The following is a 15,746-nucleotide window of genomic DNA, read 5'->3' as shown; positions in this document are numbered from 1 at the left end:
AATAGTTTTTCTGTCTTTCAAGAATTATTATTTCTCCTAATATTAGATCACTGTAGTTTGTATTTATTAATTTCTATAATTTAAATAACTTAAACCTGAAATCGGAAAGTATTTAACCTAAATTGCTATGCTTCCTGTTATAACAGGATAAATTCTTTAAAAAAAGAATTGCTTCATTTTGATTTTGATAATAATACTGTGACTTCTTATGGGAATTTTGTTTGTATAGATAAATTCAAAGAAATCATTGGCCTTAAAGATGAGATTATTGATAATGTAGACCTTATTATAGAACATATGATAAATAACTGGATTGTCAACCCTTTTTAGCACACTTTTTTCTCGGACATTAACATCCTATATTCTACAGGGGTAAGATAATCTAATGACCCATGTATTCTATGGTTATTATACCAGTTAACATAATCAAATAGCTCATATTTCAATTCCTCAAAGTTAGTAAATATTCTATCAAAAGCAAACTCTGTCTTTACTACTTTAAAAGCAGCTTCTGCAACAGCATTATCATAGGGGCAACCTTTTTTACTTAAAGAACGATCAATATTAAATGTATTTAAAAGTTGTTGATCTATAGCATTATTTTTGAATTCATTATCTATCAGTATGTAAAATGTTAATTTCATTAAGCGGTCTATGGATACTAGAAAAAGCCTTAATAGCAAGGGATGCAGTCTTTCTTTTAACAATATTTGCTATTTTATCTTCATTACATTTAGTTGAATGAAGCTTGTATTGCTTCATGGTATACTTTGAAATCAGACCATATTTTTTCATTATTCGTCCTATTCTTCTTCTGGAATTATAAAAAATATATGGGGTCAGGAATAATCATTTTAAATATCCCTTTTCATAACCATGCTCTAAGACCTATTTTTCTATGGCTTCTTTAAAGATCTTTTCCCTATGATATACCACCACTGAAATCAACTCCCCTCATAACTTCTCACAAATAAATCCTTGGCTTTATCAAAATCTTCATTATTATAAAGAGTTACCTCTAAATCACCTGGAGCTACATGCCCAATTCCAGTCATATCCCTGGTAAAACCTTCTTCCAGTTCTATGGATTTTGGATTAACTTTTAGATAAACCAGTATGTTATTGGTTTTAGGCTGTATTACCAGACAAGCAAAATTATGAAAACGTTTAAAGGCAATATAATATTGTAGGGTTTTCTCCTGAACATCATTACCCAGATTTAAAAGAAATTCTCTTATATTTTCATAAAGGTCTGTAAGCTTCTCATCTGATTGATTCAAATAATCTGTTACAGTTTTATATTTCTTTTTCTCCACAATACCGGTTTCGGTATTAGAAATAACATCAGTAGTACCAGAACTAGCATTCACCAGTTCTAATAACAGCAGTTCATCTTCATATTTTTTATATCTTATCAGTTCAATATTCCGGTTTATCTGTCTAACAGCGTGTTCATCAAATTTAGTGAAATCACCTGCAATACATAATAACCTGGGTGAAGACCATTCAATCTCCTTAGCTATATCTGCTCCTAATCTCTCCATAACCATCAGTTTAAAGCTAGCCTTATGATCCATTAACCAGTCAAGATAATATAAACCCTGATTGATAACATTCTGATTCATAGACCGTTTATATTCAATAATTACCGGGCAGTTATTTTCATCAATACCTATGGTATCCATTCTACCACCATGAATTTCACCAGTAGAATATTCAGATGCTAAAAAACGAACTCCTAAAAAATCACTAAGATTAGCTTCTAATAAATTCTGCAGGGATTTCTCCAAAGCTACAGACTCTCCCTTTAATTCCTGAACTCCGTTTCTAATATTAAACAGCTTTAAATCACTCATTCTGATAAACCTCCCTGATATCTATCTTGCCAGTTATGGCATTGGATATAAGGGCCTGGTTATATTCTTTTAGGTTAGAAATTTGCTGGAGTATTTTATCTATGAGAATGTCTGTTTTGTTTGTTTCTTTGTCGAAATATTCTACTATGTCCTGAAAGTTTACCATATTTATTGCTTCCTCTCTTCCATATATCATACACTGGTATTTAATTTTAACATTAATTTTCTACATCATTAATAAACTTCACCAAAATACATTAATTTCCTGCAAAAAATCTGTAAGAATAGGTATATTAATTATACAACCAACATTTTTAATTATTTATATTAAGTCTTTTTTACTATTTTACTATGTTTATTTCAGCATAATATTAATAAATCCTTTATATTCGACAAAACTAGCCATAAAATAAAAAATAACCAGGCAGCCCTGGTCATCATCCTATCCCTCTTTTCTCATCTTCTCTCTTTCCTTTTTATACTTGGCTTCTTTCCATTCTTTTTCTTTGGCCAGCAATATCCTTTCTTCTTCCCTTTTCTTTTGTTCTTCTTTTTCCTTCTCTGCTTTTTCTTTTGCTTCGTCTTTTTCAGTTATAAAGCTCTTAAAAAATTCATGACTTTTTTTAGTATCTGGAGAACCAAACTTTTGGGGTTCAAAATCACTATGTAATTAACATTAGTATTATATTATATTTTTATATGCATTATAAATTCTGGATTAAGCCTTTAGAACTAAAATTTTTAAAAAATTTCCCCAAAATAAAAAAACTCCCGAATTTCCCGGGAATTATAAGAAAACAAATTAATAATTTCACTAAAGAAAGGGCTAGGTAACTTTTTATTTCTATACTGAACTTGGTTAATTTATCTCTACTTTTACTTCTTTCCCCTTAAACCCAAGCCCTATCTTAATAAACTTTTTAACTCCTGTCTTTTTCAAACCTTCTTCATATTTCTTCTCCTCTATCTGCTCTAGTGCCTCCCTGGCAGCATCTTCTACCTTTTTATCTGACGATACAAACACATTTTTAAATTCCATAATATATCCTGTTTTATTGATATCTTTGGGCAAAATCACTATGTCCGGTCTTCCCAGTCCATATTCCTTATTACTTTCAATATAATAGTCATCCACTATATTCACCATAAGACCTAGCATAAGACCATGATAAAAATTTTCAAATCTTTCTGTTTCTTCTCTTTTGGCAGTCATTTTTATCTGTCTATTAACACTAGCTGTATCATAATAACTACTTACTGTGAGAAGTAATGAACCTAGATCATTTTCGAATTTTTCTATATCCATTGATAATAGATGTTTAAACATATCACTAATAAAAAAGTTGGTTTTTTGTTCTACAGTAAACCAGTTCTTTAATATGTTTTTATAGATTGTAGCTACTTCCCGATTAGGTATACTTAAAAGAAATTTTTCATCTCCCCTCTCACTCTGCCTGGCTTTCAAATACCCGGCATGTAGTAAGTAACTAAAGGCTTTGTCTACATTGTTGAAAACATCTTCATAAATAATATTCTCTTCCACTTCCATTTCCAGAGTTTTCCCCTGATAAAGTTTCTGGATATATTCTTTACCCTTAACTTGATCTAACTGCAGACATCTTTTTATCAGTGTTGTATCTCCAGTATTTATCCAATAAGCTTTAGGAAGATGATCATCTGCTTTAATAAAACTTAAGATACTCCAGGGGTTATAAATTACTGTCTTATTTCCAAAGAGATACCCATTATACCACTCCTGAATAGTCTGCTGATATTGCTCTAATCCATAATATTTAAGCATTGCCAAAACCTCAGTCTCAGTAAATCCAAATTGGTCAGCACAATACTTACTATTTACTGTAGCTATTTCTGGATTATTAAAAGAGCTAAAAATACTTTCCTGAGATATTTTCATAATTCCAGTAACAATAGCTTTTTCAAGATTATTATTACTCTTCATACCATCAACCATTAAAGCCCGCATAACATTTAACATTTCATTATAATAGCCATTTAATTTCGCATAATGTAAAGGTGTATCATATTCATCAATTAAAACAATTACTTTTTTGTTGTAATGCTTTTTAAAATAATATTTATTAAGATATTTTGTTAAATCAGCTATAGCTGCTGTATATTCTATAATTTGTCCTTCCATATTCATAATCCGTTCGTATTTCTTTCTAATACCAGAAGATTCTATTATATCATCATCCAATAAATAACTATGACGATGATATTCCCTGGAAATTTCTTCTTTAAATAAATATTCTGCATCCTGCCAATTATTTGCTTTTATCTTCTTAAATGAAAAATTTAGAACTGGATATTGTCCAAAATTCTTTTTTATGAATCTTTCATCTTCAGATATTTTTAGGTTCTCAAATAGATATAAGTAATCTTTATCCTCGTTTTCAAGTTTTCTACATTCTGGAATCTCCAGAAAACATTTCAACATGCTAAAATTTAAGGTTTTTCCAAACCTACGTGGACGAGTAAGAAGGATTACTTTACTTATGTTTTCAATAATATCTTTAATAAATAAAGTTTTATCTACAAAATATCCTTCTCTTTCAATAATTTCTTTAAAATTATCTACGCCGATAGGTATTTGTTTTAATGGGTTTTGCATATAATAAACCTCCACAAGAGATATTTAAGAATCTCTTTTTAGATACATAACATCTTATTTATATTCTACCAAAGTAACTGTGGATATTCAAATTATATAGTAAAATTTAGCATTTTGAATCTTTTCTGATATATTAAGTATATTATAGATATAAGTATTAATTACAGCACAGCTAGCACCCACTTCTCTGGCACCACCACAAAAAGTAATATCCACTAAGAACACTCCCACTTTTTTGAAATTGCAATATTGTTTTTCTACACCATTATATAAACTTCAATAAAATACATTAATTTCCTGCAAGGAATTTGTAAGTAACTTAGCAAATATTGATTACATTAATAACTGAGGTATTAAGAGAAATTTCCCCATCATCTAGAGCAATTTTTACAGATAAATCGAATCCTATGTTCATCTACATATACCTCTGTTTCCATCAACAACCTATTTACTCCAATTTTGTATTTCTATAAAATTCCCCTCTGGATCTTGTGCATACACTGCTGTTAAAATTCCAAGTTCACTATAATCTTTTTTAATAATTTGACCCAGTTTTTTCCCACCATTCTGTAATACCTTTTCTAATACATCATCTACTGCATCAACATGAAATGCTATATGACCAAAACCCTGATCATTTATTTCACTCTCACTATTCCTTAATTTTTGAGGTTTATATTCAAAAATTTCTAAAGTTGGTCCATTTTCATAACCTGGTAATCTTAAATGTATACCCTTTATATTAACATTATTAATATTTGTCATCTTATCTATCCATTTACCTGAAAGGTCTCTTTCTGGATATAAAGGTTTACAATCAAAAACGTTAATATAAAATTGAGATAATTTTTTCCAATCACGAGCAATAATATTTGTATGAACGTATTTAATACTCATTTTTTCCTCCTAAGTTTTTGATTTCCTCATTTTTACCTAATAAATCATAGTCACTTAAACAAAAGTGTAACTACCACATATAATGCAGGCACAGCAATAATTCGCTGTGCCATTCCTGGTTTTTATAAATTACGATACTGTTCTATATTTTACAAATTAATTGAACTTAAAATGACTATACTAATTTCACCCTGCCCTGAAAATTCACTTCAATTATAACCCTTTCCTAAATTAATTTCAACTGCAATCAATAATTCTCAAAAAAATAATAAATTTGCTTGTTCAAATATATAATATGTTATAGCAAAAATAGTATTTACATCAAGATATGAATATCTTTAACCCAGGACTCAATTTTTATTCTACTCCATTCATTAATAATCTCTGTCTTTCTTCTTTAATCCGTTCTTTATCTATTCTCTTAAACAATATTTTTATATCCCGGATAGGGCTTTTTGCCTCTAGCTCTATATATGACCACTTAGCCTTATCTAAATTCATCATATCTCTGAGCTTTTGAGATGAAAAAGGCAAAAATGGGTTCAGTAAATTAGATAGGTTAATAATACTCTGTACACATGTATAAATAGTATTTTTACATAGACTCATATTTTCTTTAACACTAATCCATGGTTTTTCCTCATCAAAATATTTGTTCATCCTTCTTATAAAAGAAAATATGCTTTCTAAGGATTCTTTAAACTCTCCTTTTTCAATTAAATTACCAACTTGTTCATATAAAGCAATTATTCTTCTCTTTATTTCAGAATTAATATTAGAAGCAGGGACTTTAGAATCATAATACTTCTCTACAAAGACTAATGTCCTATTTACAAAATTTCCATAGGCAGCAAGTAATTCTCCATTATGACTATTAATGAATTCTTCCCAGGAAAAATTACAATCCCTTTTTTCTGGACCATTAATTGAAAGATAATACCTAATTGAATCTGGATTATACCTTTCCAACATACAAGGCACCCATACTGCCCAATTCTTACTGGTTGATAATTTTCTTCCTTCTATAGTTAAATACTCACTTGAAATAATCTTGTCGGGTAAATGTAAATTACCAATACCCAAAAGCAATGCAGGTAGAATAAGTGTATGAAAAGGTATATTATCCTTACCATGAACATAATATGCTGTTACATCTTCTCCCCAGTATCTTTGCCAGTCACTATTTGTCTCTTCTGCCCACTGCATACTAGCTGACAAATATCCTAAAACTGCTTCAATCCAAACATATATTTTTTTCTCTTCATATTCTTTAATTGGTACACTTATTCCCCAGGATAAATCTCTGGTAACAGCTCTATCTTTTAACCCTTCCTGCAGATACCTTTTTGTTAATTTAATAGCATTATCACGCCATTCAGATGGGCTTTTAGCTAAAATATCATTCAACTGATTTCCAAATTTCGCTAGTGCAAAATAGAACTGCTCAGTCCCTTTCACGACTGGTTCTCCACCACATAATTTACAAACTCTTTCTTTCAATTCAAGGGGTTCAATTAAACTTGAACATGTATCACACTGGTCACCTCTGGCAATAGCACCACAAATAGGACAGATACCTTCTACATATCGGTCAGGGAGATACTGATTACAATTTTCACAAAATAACTGTTCTATCCCTTTTTTATAGATATAATCTTTTTCCAGAAGCTGACGAAATATTTTCTGTACTATCGAATAATGAACAGGTTGGTCTGTTCTAGTGTATAAATCATAAGTAAATCCAAGTTTTCTGAAACAATCTCTAAATTCCTGATGATATCTATTTGTTATATCCTCAGGAGCAATATTTTCATTATTGGCCCGCAAGGCAATAGGGGTTCCATGACAATCACTTCCTGAGACATATAAAACATCTTCACCCTTTAATCTATAATATCTAGCAAGTATATCACCTGGTAATAAACTCGCTATATGTCCTAAGTGTAGAGAACCATTGGCATAAGGCCAGGCACCACCGATAAAAACACTCATATTTTATACCCCTTTCAAAAGTAATAAAGAATTTTAAAAAAGATAAATAAAAAACTCTCACCCCCTAGTATATATTACTAGAGGACGAGAGTTTGATTCCCGTGGTACCACCTCAGTTTGTTAATAACCTCACGGTATTAACCTCTTCAAGTACGACATATATTTATGTTTATACTCTAGCACTGTAACGGGTGCAAATTAACCGGTACAATCTACTACCTACATTGGATTCGATGCACAGCTCCCAGACCATTTTCAACTAAATTTTCTTTACCCACTCTCACCTAACTGGGTTCTCTGTAAAAGATACATCAGTTTACTCTATCTTTTCATCGCTATATAACTTTTTATTTATTTTGTTGAAAATTATAATATAACAATCTTAAAAAGTCAAGATAAATGATGCTGAATTATTATATTGTAATATTTTACTAATTTATATAAATTGTATTACAACTTTTATATGTTTGTCAATTATAAAGTCCTATTATTTAGTAATAAAATAAAAGAATCTCTCCTCTTCAACTGTATTCACACCAGGACATATAACTAGCCCACCTAAAAGCCGGTAAACTGGCTGATCAAAATACTTGCCCTTCAAATCCCACAACGCACAATCTATCGCACTAATTGCCATCATACTGATTCCTTTATGGAAATACATTGTCTACATGTACTACATATAGTTATAATTAAGTATCTGCTTTATTAATTAATATAGTTTTGTATAAATTCAATCATTTCTTGTTCTGCTTTTTTTGCTGAATCTTTGCAGTATTTATCTGAATAAGGGTCACTAAATCCATGATCTGCTTGAAATTGACGAACTATAATACTCCTATTATCTTTTAACTGTTCGATTAAATTATCTATGTTAAATGATTTTTCTCTTTTCGGAAAAAATAGCATAACTGGACATTTTGGAGTTACTTCTGTATAATCTCTAATTCTTGAACCATAATACCCGATTATAAGATCACAAATATATTCATCATTACTACACAACCAGGCTATCGTTGCTCCTATACTAAATCCAACTAATATAATGAACTTATATTTATCTCTAATTTTAGATAACAACTTCTTTATCTTTTTTTCTGCTACTGAAAATCCTATCTTCTCTTTAAAATTATGATAGGCACTTTTTTCATCAGTATAATCATAATAATCATCTGTCTGTAATAAATTTGGACAAAGAACATCAAATTCATAATCCGCTAAATATTTGCACATAGTCTTTATGTGTTGATTAACTCCATAAATTTCATGAAGAACAACAACACATACATTTGAGTTATTATAATAAGTTAACATATTATTCCATTTTTTAGTATTTGACCTTTTACGGTTACTTTTGCCATCCATTTTATCAACTCCGTTCTCATGCTCTTTTTTATTTTCAGTTTTTTGTCTATTTCCAGATTTGTCAGTTAAACTATGATTAAACTTCAGCAACCTTAGATATCTCTTGTTTTGGTTGAAACCGACAATATATTGTTATTATGACGTTGATCACTAAATTTCAAAACTATGTCATAAAGAAGGTCAACCAGTTTTTTTAACCAAAAACAGCAAAGGTTATATAGTTGTTATCTATATAGCCCCGGTTATAAGTCAAGCTCTTTATGAAAAACAAAATGTCTTACTAGAATTATATCAAAAATTAGGAGAAGCCGAAACAGAAAGCGAGTCAAATACTACCAAAATTTATCACAAACAACTAATGGAAAATGAAGACTAAGATAAATGAGTAAAAAATCTCTCCTCTTCAGCTGTATTCATACCTGGACATATTAGTTGCTTAAAATAACAGTTGAAAAGCAGAGATAATTTATTATTTTATAAATATGTATAGTTTTTTTACTAATACTTTAATCTTACCTCATTTTCAACCTTTTCATCATCTATAACTAAACCCAGACCAGGCCTGTGGTCAAGTTTAACAAAACCATCTTTAACAGTAATTGGGTCTTTCAAAAAATACTGCCATCCCTCATTCCATTTGACCAGATATTCTACTAACGGAACCAGGGCCGGGGATTGGGCAGCAGTTAGATGAATGTTAGCAGCAAAAGATTCACCATGTGGTATCAGAGGTATATCATATACAGAAGCCAGTGAACAGATATTCATCATTTCAGTAATTCCACCTGCCCACATCGTATCCGGCTGAATAATATTTAAAGCACCTTTTTTCATTATCTCCTGAAACCCCCAGCGGGTATACTCATGCTCACCACCAGCTATATCTATACTGGAATTAGCTGTTATTTCTTTCAAACGGTCAAGCTTATCAGCCATCAGGGGTTCTTCTAGCCAGAGAGGTTGATATTTTTCAATTGACTTTATCATCCGTAGTGTATAGGAAACATCCCAGCCCATCCAGGCATCAAAGATCAAGTTATAATTATCACCAGCAGCTTCCCTGGCTGTCTGGACAAGTTCCAGATTATTTTCAAAACCTTTTTGCCCGGAAGCAGGCCCATGCCGGAAAAACCATTTCTGACCAGCAAAACCAAGAACACGATAATCTTTTACTCTTTTTTTCACCAGTTCCGGTTCAAGCGAGAAGCCTAACATTGAAGCATAAACAGGTAACTTCTCCCTAACTGGCCCACCTAAAAGCCGGTAAACTGGCTGATCAAAGTACTTGCCCTTCAAATCCCACAACGCACAATCAATCGCACTAATTGCCATCATACTGATTCCTTTACGCCCATGTACAGCAGAGCGGTACATTAAATCCCATAACTTTTGGGTTGCCAGCGGGTTCTGCCCTATTAGCAGTTCTTTCATACTCAAAACAATCAGGGCGGGACTTTTGTCGAGAGGACCAAAAATACCCTTAATACCTATATCAGTCTCAATATATAGAAAAATACCACGAATAAGTAAACTATCTTCCCTCTCTACAGGCAAATTAGTCTGCTCAGACCAGTCAGCAGAGCGAAACTCTTCGTATATATCAACAGGTCTGACCAATCTTTCCTCATAATACTCTCCCTTCTTTTCTTTACTTCCTTCATATCTGATACAATAAAGGTCGGTAATCTTCAAAACAAACACCTCCATTAAATTAAACCCAGCAATCTGGGAATATATAAGCTCAGTTCTGGAATAAATCCCACCAGTAAGATTATAATAAAATTAATCAACAAAAAAGGTAACAACTCTTTACTTAAGGTAGCAGTATCCAGCTCGGCCATATCTGCTGCTGCAAATAGAATATTGCCCAGAGGGGGAGTACATAAACCAATATTCAAATTGACAATTAACATAATACCGAATTGAACTGGATGAAGCCCAATATCTACTGCCAGAGGGGCTATTACCGGGGCAAATAGTAATATTGAAGCCCCTGCATCCATCCACATTCCCATGAATATAAAAAATAGGTTAATGATAATCACCAGTAGATAGAAATTTGTAGTTATTGATTTAAAAACATGTTCAGCCACAGCTGATACATTTTCTATACCAAAAACCCAGGAAATAATAGATGCCCCGGCGATAATTAAGAATAACTTGGCAGAACCTAAAATTGATTTCTTTAAGGTTGCCGATAATTCTTTACGTCCAATTGATTTAAAAAGGAAAATTCCCACGAATAAGGCATATATAACTGAAACTGCCGCAGCTTCTGTCGGGGTAAAGACACCAGTTAAGATTCCACCAATGATAATAACGGGCATAATAATCGCCAGAATAGCATCCTTTAGCCCTGTAAAAAACCGGGTTGGTGTAACCTCTACTTCAACTTTAGGATATTGTCGTTTATCAGCCAATAATTTTACAATTATCATATCAGAGAGTCCAATTAAAACCCCCGGGATGATTGACCCGGCAAACATAGCCCCTACAGAGGTACTCATCGTGGCGGCATATAAAACAGTGATAGTACTTGGAGGAATGATTGGACCTACTAAGGAAGAAGCAGCCGTCACAGCAGTAGCAAACTTCTTATCATAACCTTCCTTAACCATACTTGGTATGAAGACACTTCCCAAGGCTGCTATATCACCTAGAGCAACACCTGTAATGCCGGCAAAAATTATACTGGCCAGCACATTTACCTGAGCCAGGCCACCACGAAACCTGCCGACAACCATGTTGGAAAATTTAATTAGTCTTTTGGAAATACCGGATTCATTCATTATATCTCCGGCTAACATAAAAAAGGGAATCGCTGTTAAAACATAAACATTAAGCCCGCTAAAAAGTTTCTCCGGCAGCATTGATAAAAAATTTGCATCACCAGAAAAAACAAAATAGATAACTGAACTTATTGCCATTACAAAACCTACAGGTAATCCCAGAAAGAGCAAAATAAGAAATAAGCCAATAAATACAGGAAGAGTCAACCCTCACACCCCCCTTTATTTGCTGATTTATTTATTAAACCACTAACATAATCTATAATCTGATTGACGGCATAAACTATCATCATTACTGAACTTACTGGCAAAGCTAGATAGACCCAGAATAAGGGAAAACCCATACTGGGTGATTTGAGTATCCACATCATATTAGCTGCCCTATATCCTACAACAGTCAGTATCACCAGATAGCCTATAATCAGAAGCTGAAAAATAATATTTAATATGGTTTTTAGAGTTTTAGAAAAATAATCACTAAAGAAATTAACACTAATATGTCTATCTGTCCTTAAAACAACTGCTGCCCCCAACAGCACCAGCCATACCATTAAATACCTTGTTAATTCTTCAACCCAGGGGAAGGAATAAGCAAAAATAAACCTGGAAATTACCAGTATAAAGGTGATAGAAACCATGACTGACAGGAGCATTTTAGTAATAAAATTTGTCAGTAAAATAGATATATAACAAACAGAATCCAATAATCTCTTCATATTTTCCTCCTAACTTAAAGAAGATAGGTTCTCCAGGAGTAATTCCCCTGGAGAACTAAGGTACCGGGTAATATTAATTCAACCCTAATTCCTTCTCTGCCTTTTCTGTTGCCTCCAAAATTCCCTTAACCCAGTCTGGATCAAGATTATTATTTAACCAGTCAATTGCCGACTGCTGTGTCTTCTCTTTAAATAATACTTTCTCTTCCAGGGTAGGCCGATAAATCTGGACTCCCTTTTCTTTCAAATATTCAATACCTTTTACTTCTCTGGCAACTGTCAACCCGTGGTTAACGGACAAGGCAATCTGAGCTGATTGATGGATAATCTCTTTTAAATCATCTGGTAAGCCCTGATACCATTCTTCATTAAGAACTATAGAATTAACACCGTATACATGCCCATCGAGAATAATATATTTCTGTACTTCTTCCAGTTTAGGAACCAGAAATGTAGCCACAGAGTTCTCCTGTCCATCTACAACACCTGTCTGCAGTGCTGTATATAGTTCATTCCAGGATATTGGGGTAGGACTGGCACCCAGGTCTTCAACTATTTTCATATGTAAAGGTATGTTCATTGTTCTAATCTTTAAGCCCTTCATATCAGCGGGGGTTTTAACTAGTCTTTTATCATTAGAATAATGCCGGAAACCACCATTTTCACTCCAGAATAAAGCCCTTAATCCGGTTTTTTGCGCCATATCTTCAATCATTTTTTGACCAAATGGCCCACCCAATACTTCCCAGGCAACCATGCGGTTGGAAAAAAGATACGGTATAGAAAATACTTGAATATTTGGATAAATGCTGGCCAGGTGTCCATCAGACGGTTCTGTGGCCTCAATTGCACCCATCCTCACCTGGTTTACCATTGATTCAATACTACCCAGCTGTCCCCCGGGAAAGATTTTGACCTGTAAGCGGCCATTAGACCTTAATTCAACTTCATTTTTAAAGACTATATAGGGGGTCCAGGAATGATGGTATTCCTTCGGTGGGTTAGAAACACCAAATTTCATTTCATATACTTCTTTATCCTCAGCCAAAACACCACCTGCTAATACAGAAACTAATAATATCAACAGTGTAAAAAGTAAAATTCCCTTTTTCAACATTATTTTTTCCTCCCATTTTAATTAAAGATTTCGAATTATACTTACCAAACTTAGACTATATTACTTATCCCCTCCCCTCTATTAAGATAAAAAAATAGACCGGAAAAATAAATTCCCGGCCCAGGGCCCCAGGTCAAACACCTTTATTCTTTTTTCAACTTGACAATTTTAATGATAAACTCCTCATCTTTTCCCCTTATTATTACTATATTGTGGTTAAATAACTTGTAGATCTTATCTCCCGGTTGATATTCTGGTAGACCTTCCTGTCGTTCCTCTCCTCTTTGCACAGCAACCCCTCCCGGGAACCATACTCCAGTAAAACACCTCTACCACAAATTTACAAAAACCTGTCCATATGGTATAATTATTAATGGAATAAGCTTACAGAACAGCTGGCAGCTGTTCTCTTTTTACCTGGATTAATAGATGGATACCTCCTTTCTATTTAGAAAGAATCAGGGATAACTAAAGGAATGATACTTAATTATGATAAAAAATCGTTTGGCAATTTTAATGGCTGAACATGGTATTAAGTCCATGATAGAACTCAGTAAACAAACTGGATTAGATAAAAATACAATCTCCAACTGGTACAACCAGAAAGTAACTCGCTTTTCTTCTGAGACCCTGGACACCATCTGTAAATTCTTTGACTGCCAGGTAGGAGATCTGCTGACTTATGTTCCAGATGAAAGCCATGAATAATATATTTATATTTTAAACTATGACCTTAAGTTAAATAATGCGGTAAAATTTACATGAATATACTGCTGTGATATAATTAAATAGTATTTTATAACAGTAACAGAGCCGACTGAATACTGTTATTTTAGTTCTTAGTAAACCTCCTTTCTTCTTATATTAAATTTTATTGTCGTATTTATTATGACATTCAATATATATGTATCTCAGTTTTTGTATAATAAATAACTTTATACTTATATTATAATGTTATTTTTTGTGTATTTTATTCTTTTTCGAAAGGAAGTCAAACCATTGAATGACGAATTTGTTATTAATGACAGAATTAAAAAAGTTAGAAATTCATTTGATTTAACACAAGAAAGTTTTGCAAACCGTTTAAATATAAGTAGATCTACTATTGGTGCACTAGAAAATTATAACAATAACCCTTCAAATCAATTAATATCTAATGTTTGTAACGAGTTCGGGATAAATCAGAAATGGATTAAAACTGGGAAAGGTCCCATGAAGAAATCTTTAGAAGAGATTATAAGGAAATATGCAAACTATTTCCCTAAAGAAGAAGCCAGAGAGGCCTTATTAAATATTTTAGCTGAACTTGAAAATGATGCAGGTGATCTTAATGACAAGCAGGACAGGTCTGATTTTACAGAAATCTTAAATCTCCTTAAGAAAAAATATCAAAAAGCTGATCGGGATACAAGGGGCTGGATAACTGTTGAATTGAAGAGGACTTTTTTGGAGAATGATGAAAAATAAATGAAAATGCAAATTGTAAAAAGCCTCCGCACATTTTTAAAATGCGGAGGTTTTTAATTTCTAACATGTTTTTATATTTCGCTTTACAATAGTTATAATACACTGGTATTTAATTTTAACATTAATTTCCTGCAAGGAATTTGTAAGTGACTTAGCAAATATTGATTACAGTAATAACTGAGATATTAAGAGAATACTTTGATGAAAATGAACATTATATTTTCTCTGGCGAAGGTTTATGTTAATGGAGTATTTTTGTATATCCCCTTCTATATTTTTCAACCTCTTCTATTTCAATTAACTTTAAAATTTTTTCCTTTAAATCTTCATCTAAATTTTTTTTGTAAATCTTATTTAAAGTCTCGATAATATCCTGACGAATAAGATTAAAATGTTTTTCATCTTTGCAAGTTATATATTGTTGGTTTAAATGATTCACTATTTGGGTTTCATATTTTTTATCTAAAATAGCAATTTTCCATATGTTTTGAATACATTGTCTTGAAGTTATAAATTTTTTATCATAGGTATGTGTTAGTATATCGCTTAATAATCCAGCAACCTTATTATTCTTATCACTCTTAGCTAAATTACAAAGGAGCAGTATACTAATAGATCTCTGGTAAGAATTATTATTGCTTAACTTCTCTACTAATTCTAGATATACATCATCAAACCAATCCACAGTATTATCTGTAATTTTAAGTAATTGATTTAAAGCCTTTAGTCTTACATGATTATCTTTCGAATTAATATCTTTAAACAGTCTTTCAATATCCTTATCCATATTAACCTCCCCACTATATTTATACTAAAATATATTTTAGCTTGTCCAGAAACTGTGTGCTCTAACATATTTGAGTTTGCTTAATTTATTATTACATTAATTATACCATTTTTTACTTGGTTTTCACA

16 protein-coding genes, 1 pseudogene and 1 other annotated feature are annotated in these 15,746 nt (G+C 32.1%); of the genes and pseudogenes, 2 read left to right on the top strand and 15 right to left on the bottom strand.

What is annotated here, in order from left to right; translation table 11 throughout:
* Positions 1 to 326 precede the first annotated feature (326 nt).
* The 14 genes and pseudogenes from GM661_RS05490 to GM661_RS05430 all read right to left on the bottom strand — a co-directional run.
* Positions 327 to 819 (bottom strand): annotated as a pseudogene (locus GM661_RS05490) (IS3 family transposase); the annotation flags it as partial.
* A 125-nt stretch (positions 820 to 944) separates the two neighbouring features.
* On the bottom strand, positions 945 to 1,856 hold the full coding sequence (locus GM661_RS05485) for a DUF5655 domain-containing protein (protein WP_230869100.1): 912 nt from the start codon (positions 1,854 to 1,856) through the stop codon (positions 945 to 947).
* On the bottom strand, positions 1,849 to 2,022 hold the full coding sequence (locus GM661_RS05480; RefSeq protein ID WP_230869099.1) for a restriction endonuclease subunit S domain-containing protein: 174 nt from the start codon (positions 2,020 to 2,022) through the stop codon (positions 1,849 to 1,851). Before GM661_RS05480 ends, GM661_RS05485 begins: the two co-directional genes overlap by 8 nt.
* 693 nt (positions 2,023 to 2,715) lie before the next feature.
* Entirely contained in the window at positions 2,716 to 4,488 is a 1,773-nt protein-coding gene (locus GM661_RS05475) for an AAA family ATPase (RefSeq protein WP_230869098.1), read from the bottom strand.
* A gap of 87 nt (positions 4,489 to 4,575) precedes the next feature.
* Positions 4,576 to 4,704, bottom strand: coding sequence for a hypothetical protein (locus tag GM661_RS18885; protein ID WP_269059905.1), 129 nt, complete (start codon positions 4,702 to 4,704; stop codon positions 4,576 to 4,578).
* 228 nt (positions 4,705 to 4,932) lie between these two features.
* Entirely contained in the window at positions 4,933 to 5,385 is a 453-nt protein-coding gene (locus GM661_RS05470; RefSeq protein WP_230869097.1) for a VOC family protein, read from the bottom strand.
* Positions 5,386 to 5,742: 357 nt separating this feature from the next.
* Positions 5,743 to 7,377 (bottom strand): methionine--tRNA ligase, encoded by a 1,635-nt coding sequence (metG, locus tag GM661_RS05465; protein WP_230869096.1) that lies wholly within the window; start codon positions 7,375 to 7,377, stop codon positions 5,743 to 5,745.
* Positions 7,378 to 7,454: 77 nt separating this feature from the next.
* Positions 7,455 to 7,719, bottom strand: a binding site (T-box leader).
* A gap of 145 nt (positions 7,720 to 7,864) precedes the next feature.
* Positions 7,865 to 8,017, bottom strand: coding sequence for a hypothetical protein (locus tag GM661_RS19015; RefSeq protein WP_330165244.1), 153 nt, complete (start codon positions 8,015 to 8,017; stop codon positions 7,865 to 7,867).
* Positions 8,018 to 8,085: 68 nt separating this feature from the next.
* Positions 8,086 to 8,742: a dienelactone hydrolase family protein gene (locus GM661_RS05455; RefSeq protein ID WP_230869095.1), complete on the bottom strand. Its 657-nt coding sequence runs from the start codon at positions 8,740 to 8,742 to the stop codon at positions 8,086 to 8,088.
* A 498-nt stretch (positions 8,743 to 9,240) separates the two neighbouring features.
* Positions 9,241 to 10,443 (bottom strand): enolase C-terminal domain-like protein, encoded by a 1,203-nt coding sequence (locus GM661_RS05450; protein ID WP_407929643.1) that lies wholly within the window; start codon positions 10,441 to 10,443, stop codon positions 9,241 to 9,243.
* Between the two features lie 5 nt (positions 10,444 to 10,448).
* A complete protein-coding gene (locus GM661_RS05445; RefSeq protein WP_230869093.1) occupies positions 10,449 to 11,738 on the bottom strand; it encodes a TRAP transporter large permease in 1,290 nt (429 codons plus the stop codon).
* The gene (locus GM661_RS05440; protein ID WP_230869092.1) at positions 11,735 to 12,247 is read right to left on the bottom strand and encodes a TRAP transporter small permease; all 513 of its coding nucleotides are present in this window, start codon (positions 12,245 to 12,247) and stop codon (positions 11,735 to 11,737) included. The genes GM661_RS05445 and GM661_RS05440 overlap by 4 nt, the downstream gene beginning before the upstream one ends.
* A gap of 73 nt (positions 12,248 to 12,320) precedes the next feature.
* Positions 12,321 to 13,364 carry a DctP family TRAP transporter solute-binding subunit gene (locus tag GM661_RS05435; protein WP_230869091.1) on the bottom strand — a complete coding sequence of 348 codons (1,044 nt, stop codon included), beginning with the start codon at positions 13,362 to 13,364 and terminating at the stop codon, positions 12,321 to 12,323.
* 143 nt (positions 13,365 to 13,507) lie between these two features.
* The gene (locus GM661_RS05430; protein ID WP_230869090.1) at positions 13,508 to 13,654 is read right to left on the bottom strand and encodes a hypothetical protein; all 147 of its coding nucleotides are present in this window, start codon (positions 13,652 to 13,654) and stop codon (positions 13,508 to 13,510) included.
* A 199-nt stretch (positions 13,655 to 13,853) separates the two neighbouring features.
* Between GM661_RS05430 and GM661_RS05425 the strand changes: the two genes are divergently transcribed.
* Together GM661_RS05425 and GM661_RS05420 are read left to right on the top strand one after the other, a co-directional pair.
* Entirely contained in the window at positions 13,854 to 14,072 is a 219-nt protein-coding gene (locus tag GM661_RS05425; RefSeq protein WP_125988925.1) for a helix-turn-helix domain-containing protein, read from the top strand.
* A 291-nt stretch (positions 14,073 to 14,363) separates the two neighbouring features.
* Positions 14,364 to 14,831 (top strand): helix-turn-helix transcriptional regulator, encoded by a 468-nt coding sequence (locus GM661_RS05420; RefSeq protein WP_230869089.1) that lies wholly within the window; start codon positions 14,364 to 14,366, stop codon positions 14,829 to 14,831.
* Positions 14,832 to 15,072: 241 nt separating this feature from the next.
* Here the strand turns inward: GM661_RS05420 and GM661_RS05415 are convergent, their stop codons facing one another.
* Positions 15,073 to 15,618 carry a hypothetical protein gene (locus GM661_RS05415; RefSeq protein ID WP_230869088.1) on the bottom strand — a complete coding sequence of 182 codons (546 nt, stop codon included), beginning with the start codon at positions 15,616 to 15,618 and terminating at the stop codon, positions 15,073 to 15,075.
* Between the last annotated feature and the right edge of the window lie 128 nt (positions 15,619 to 15,746).

Origin of the sequence: Iocasia fonsfrigidae (genome assembly GCF_017751145.1) — a bacterium.
Lineage (GTDB): Bacteria > Bacillota > Halanaerobiia > Halanaerobiales > DTU029 > Iocasia > Iocasia fonsfrigidae.
This window is presented reverse-complemented; position numbering and strand designations above follow the sequence as displayed.

Excerpts from the sequence above, each read along its gene's own strand:
- GM661_RS05485 (WP_230869100.1), bottom strand. The coding sequence starts at position 1,856 with ATGAGTGATTTAAAGCTGTTTAATATTAGAAACGGAGTTCAGGAATTA.
- GM661_RS05480 (WP_230869099.1), bottom strand. The coding sequence starts at position 2,022 with ATGGTAAACTTTCAGGACATAGTAGAATATTTCGACAAAGAAACAAAC.
- GM661_RS05475 (WP_230869098.1), bottom strand. The coding sequence starts at position 4,488 with ATGCAAAACCCATTAAAACAAATACCTATCGGCGTAGATAATTTTAAA.
- GM661_RS05470 (WP_230869097.1), bottom strand. The coding sequence starts at position 5,385 with ATGAGTATTAAATACGTTCATACAAATATTATTGCTCGTGATTGGAAA.
- metG (WP_230869096.1), bottom strand. The coding sequence starts at position 7,377 with ATGAGTGTTTTTATCGGTGGTGCCTGGCCTTATGCCAATGGTTCTCTA.
- GM661_RS19015 (WP_330165244.1), bottom strand. The coding sequence starts at position 8,017 with ATGATGGCAATTAGTGCGATAGATTGTGCGTTGTGGGATTTGAAGGGC.
- GM661_RS05455 (WP_230869095.1), bottom strand. The coding sequence starts at position 8,742 with ATGGATGGCAAAAGTAACCGTAAAAGGTCAAATACTAAAAAATGGAAT.
- GM661_RS05440 (WP_230869092.1), bottom strand. The coding sequence starts at position 12,247 with ATGAAGAGATTATTGGATTCTGTTTGTTATATATCTATTTTACTGACA.
- GM661_RS05435 (WP_230869091.1), bottom strand. The coding sequence starts at position 13,364 with ATGTTGAAAAAGGGAATTTTACTTTTTACACTGTTGATATTATTAGTT.
- GM661_RS05425 (WP_125988925.1), top strand. The coding sequence starts at position 13,854 with ATGATAAAAAATCGTTTGGCAATTTTAATGGCTGAACATGGTATTAAG.
- GM661_RS05415 (WP_230869088.1), bottom strand. The coding sequence starts at position 15,618 with ATGGATAAGGATATTGAAAGACTGTTTAAAGATATTAATTCGAAAGAT.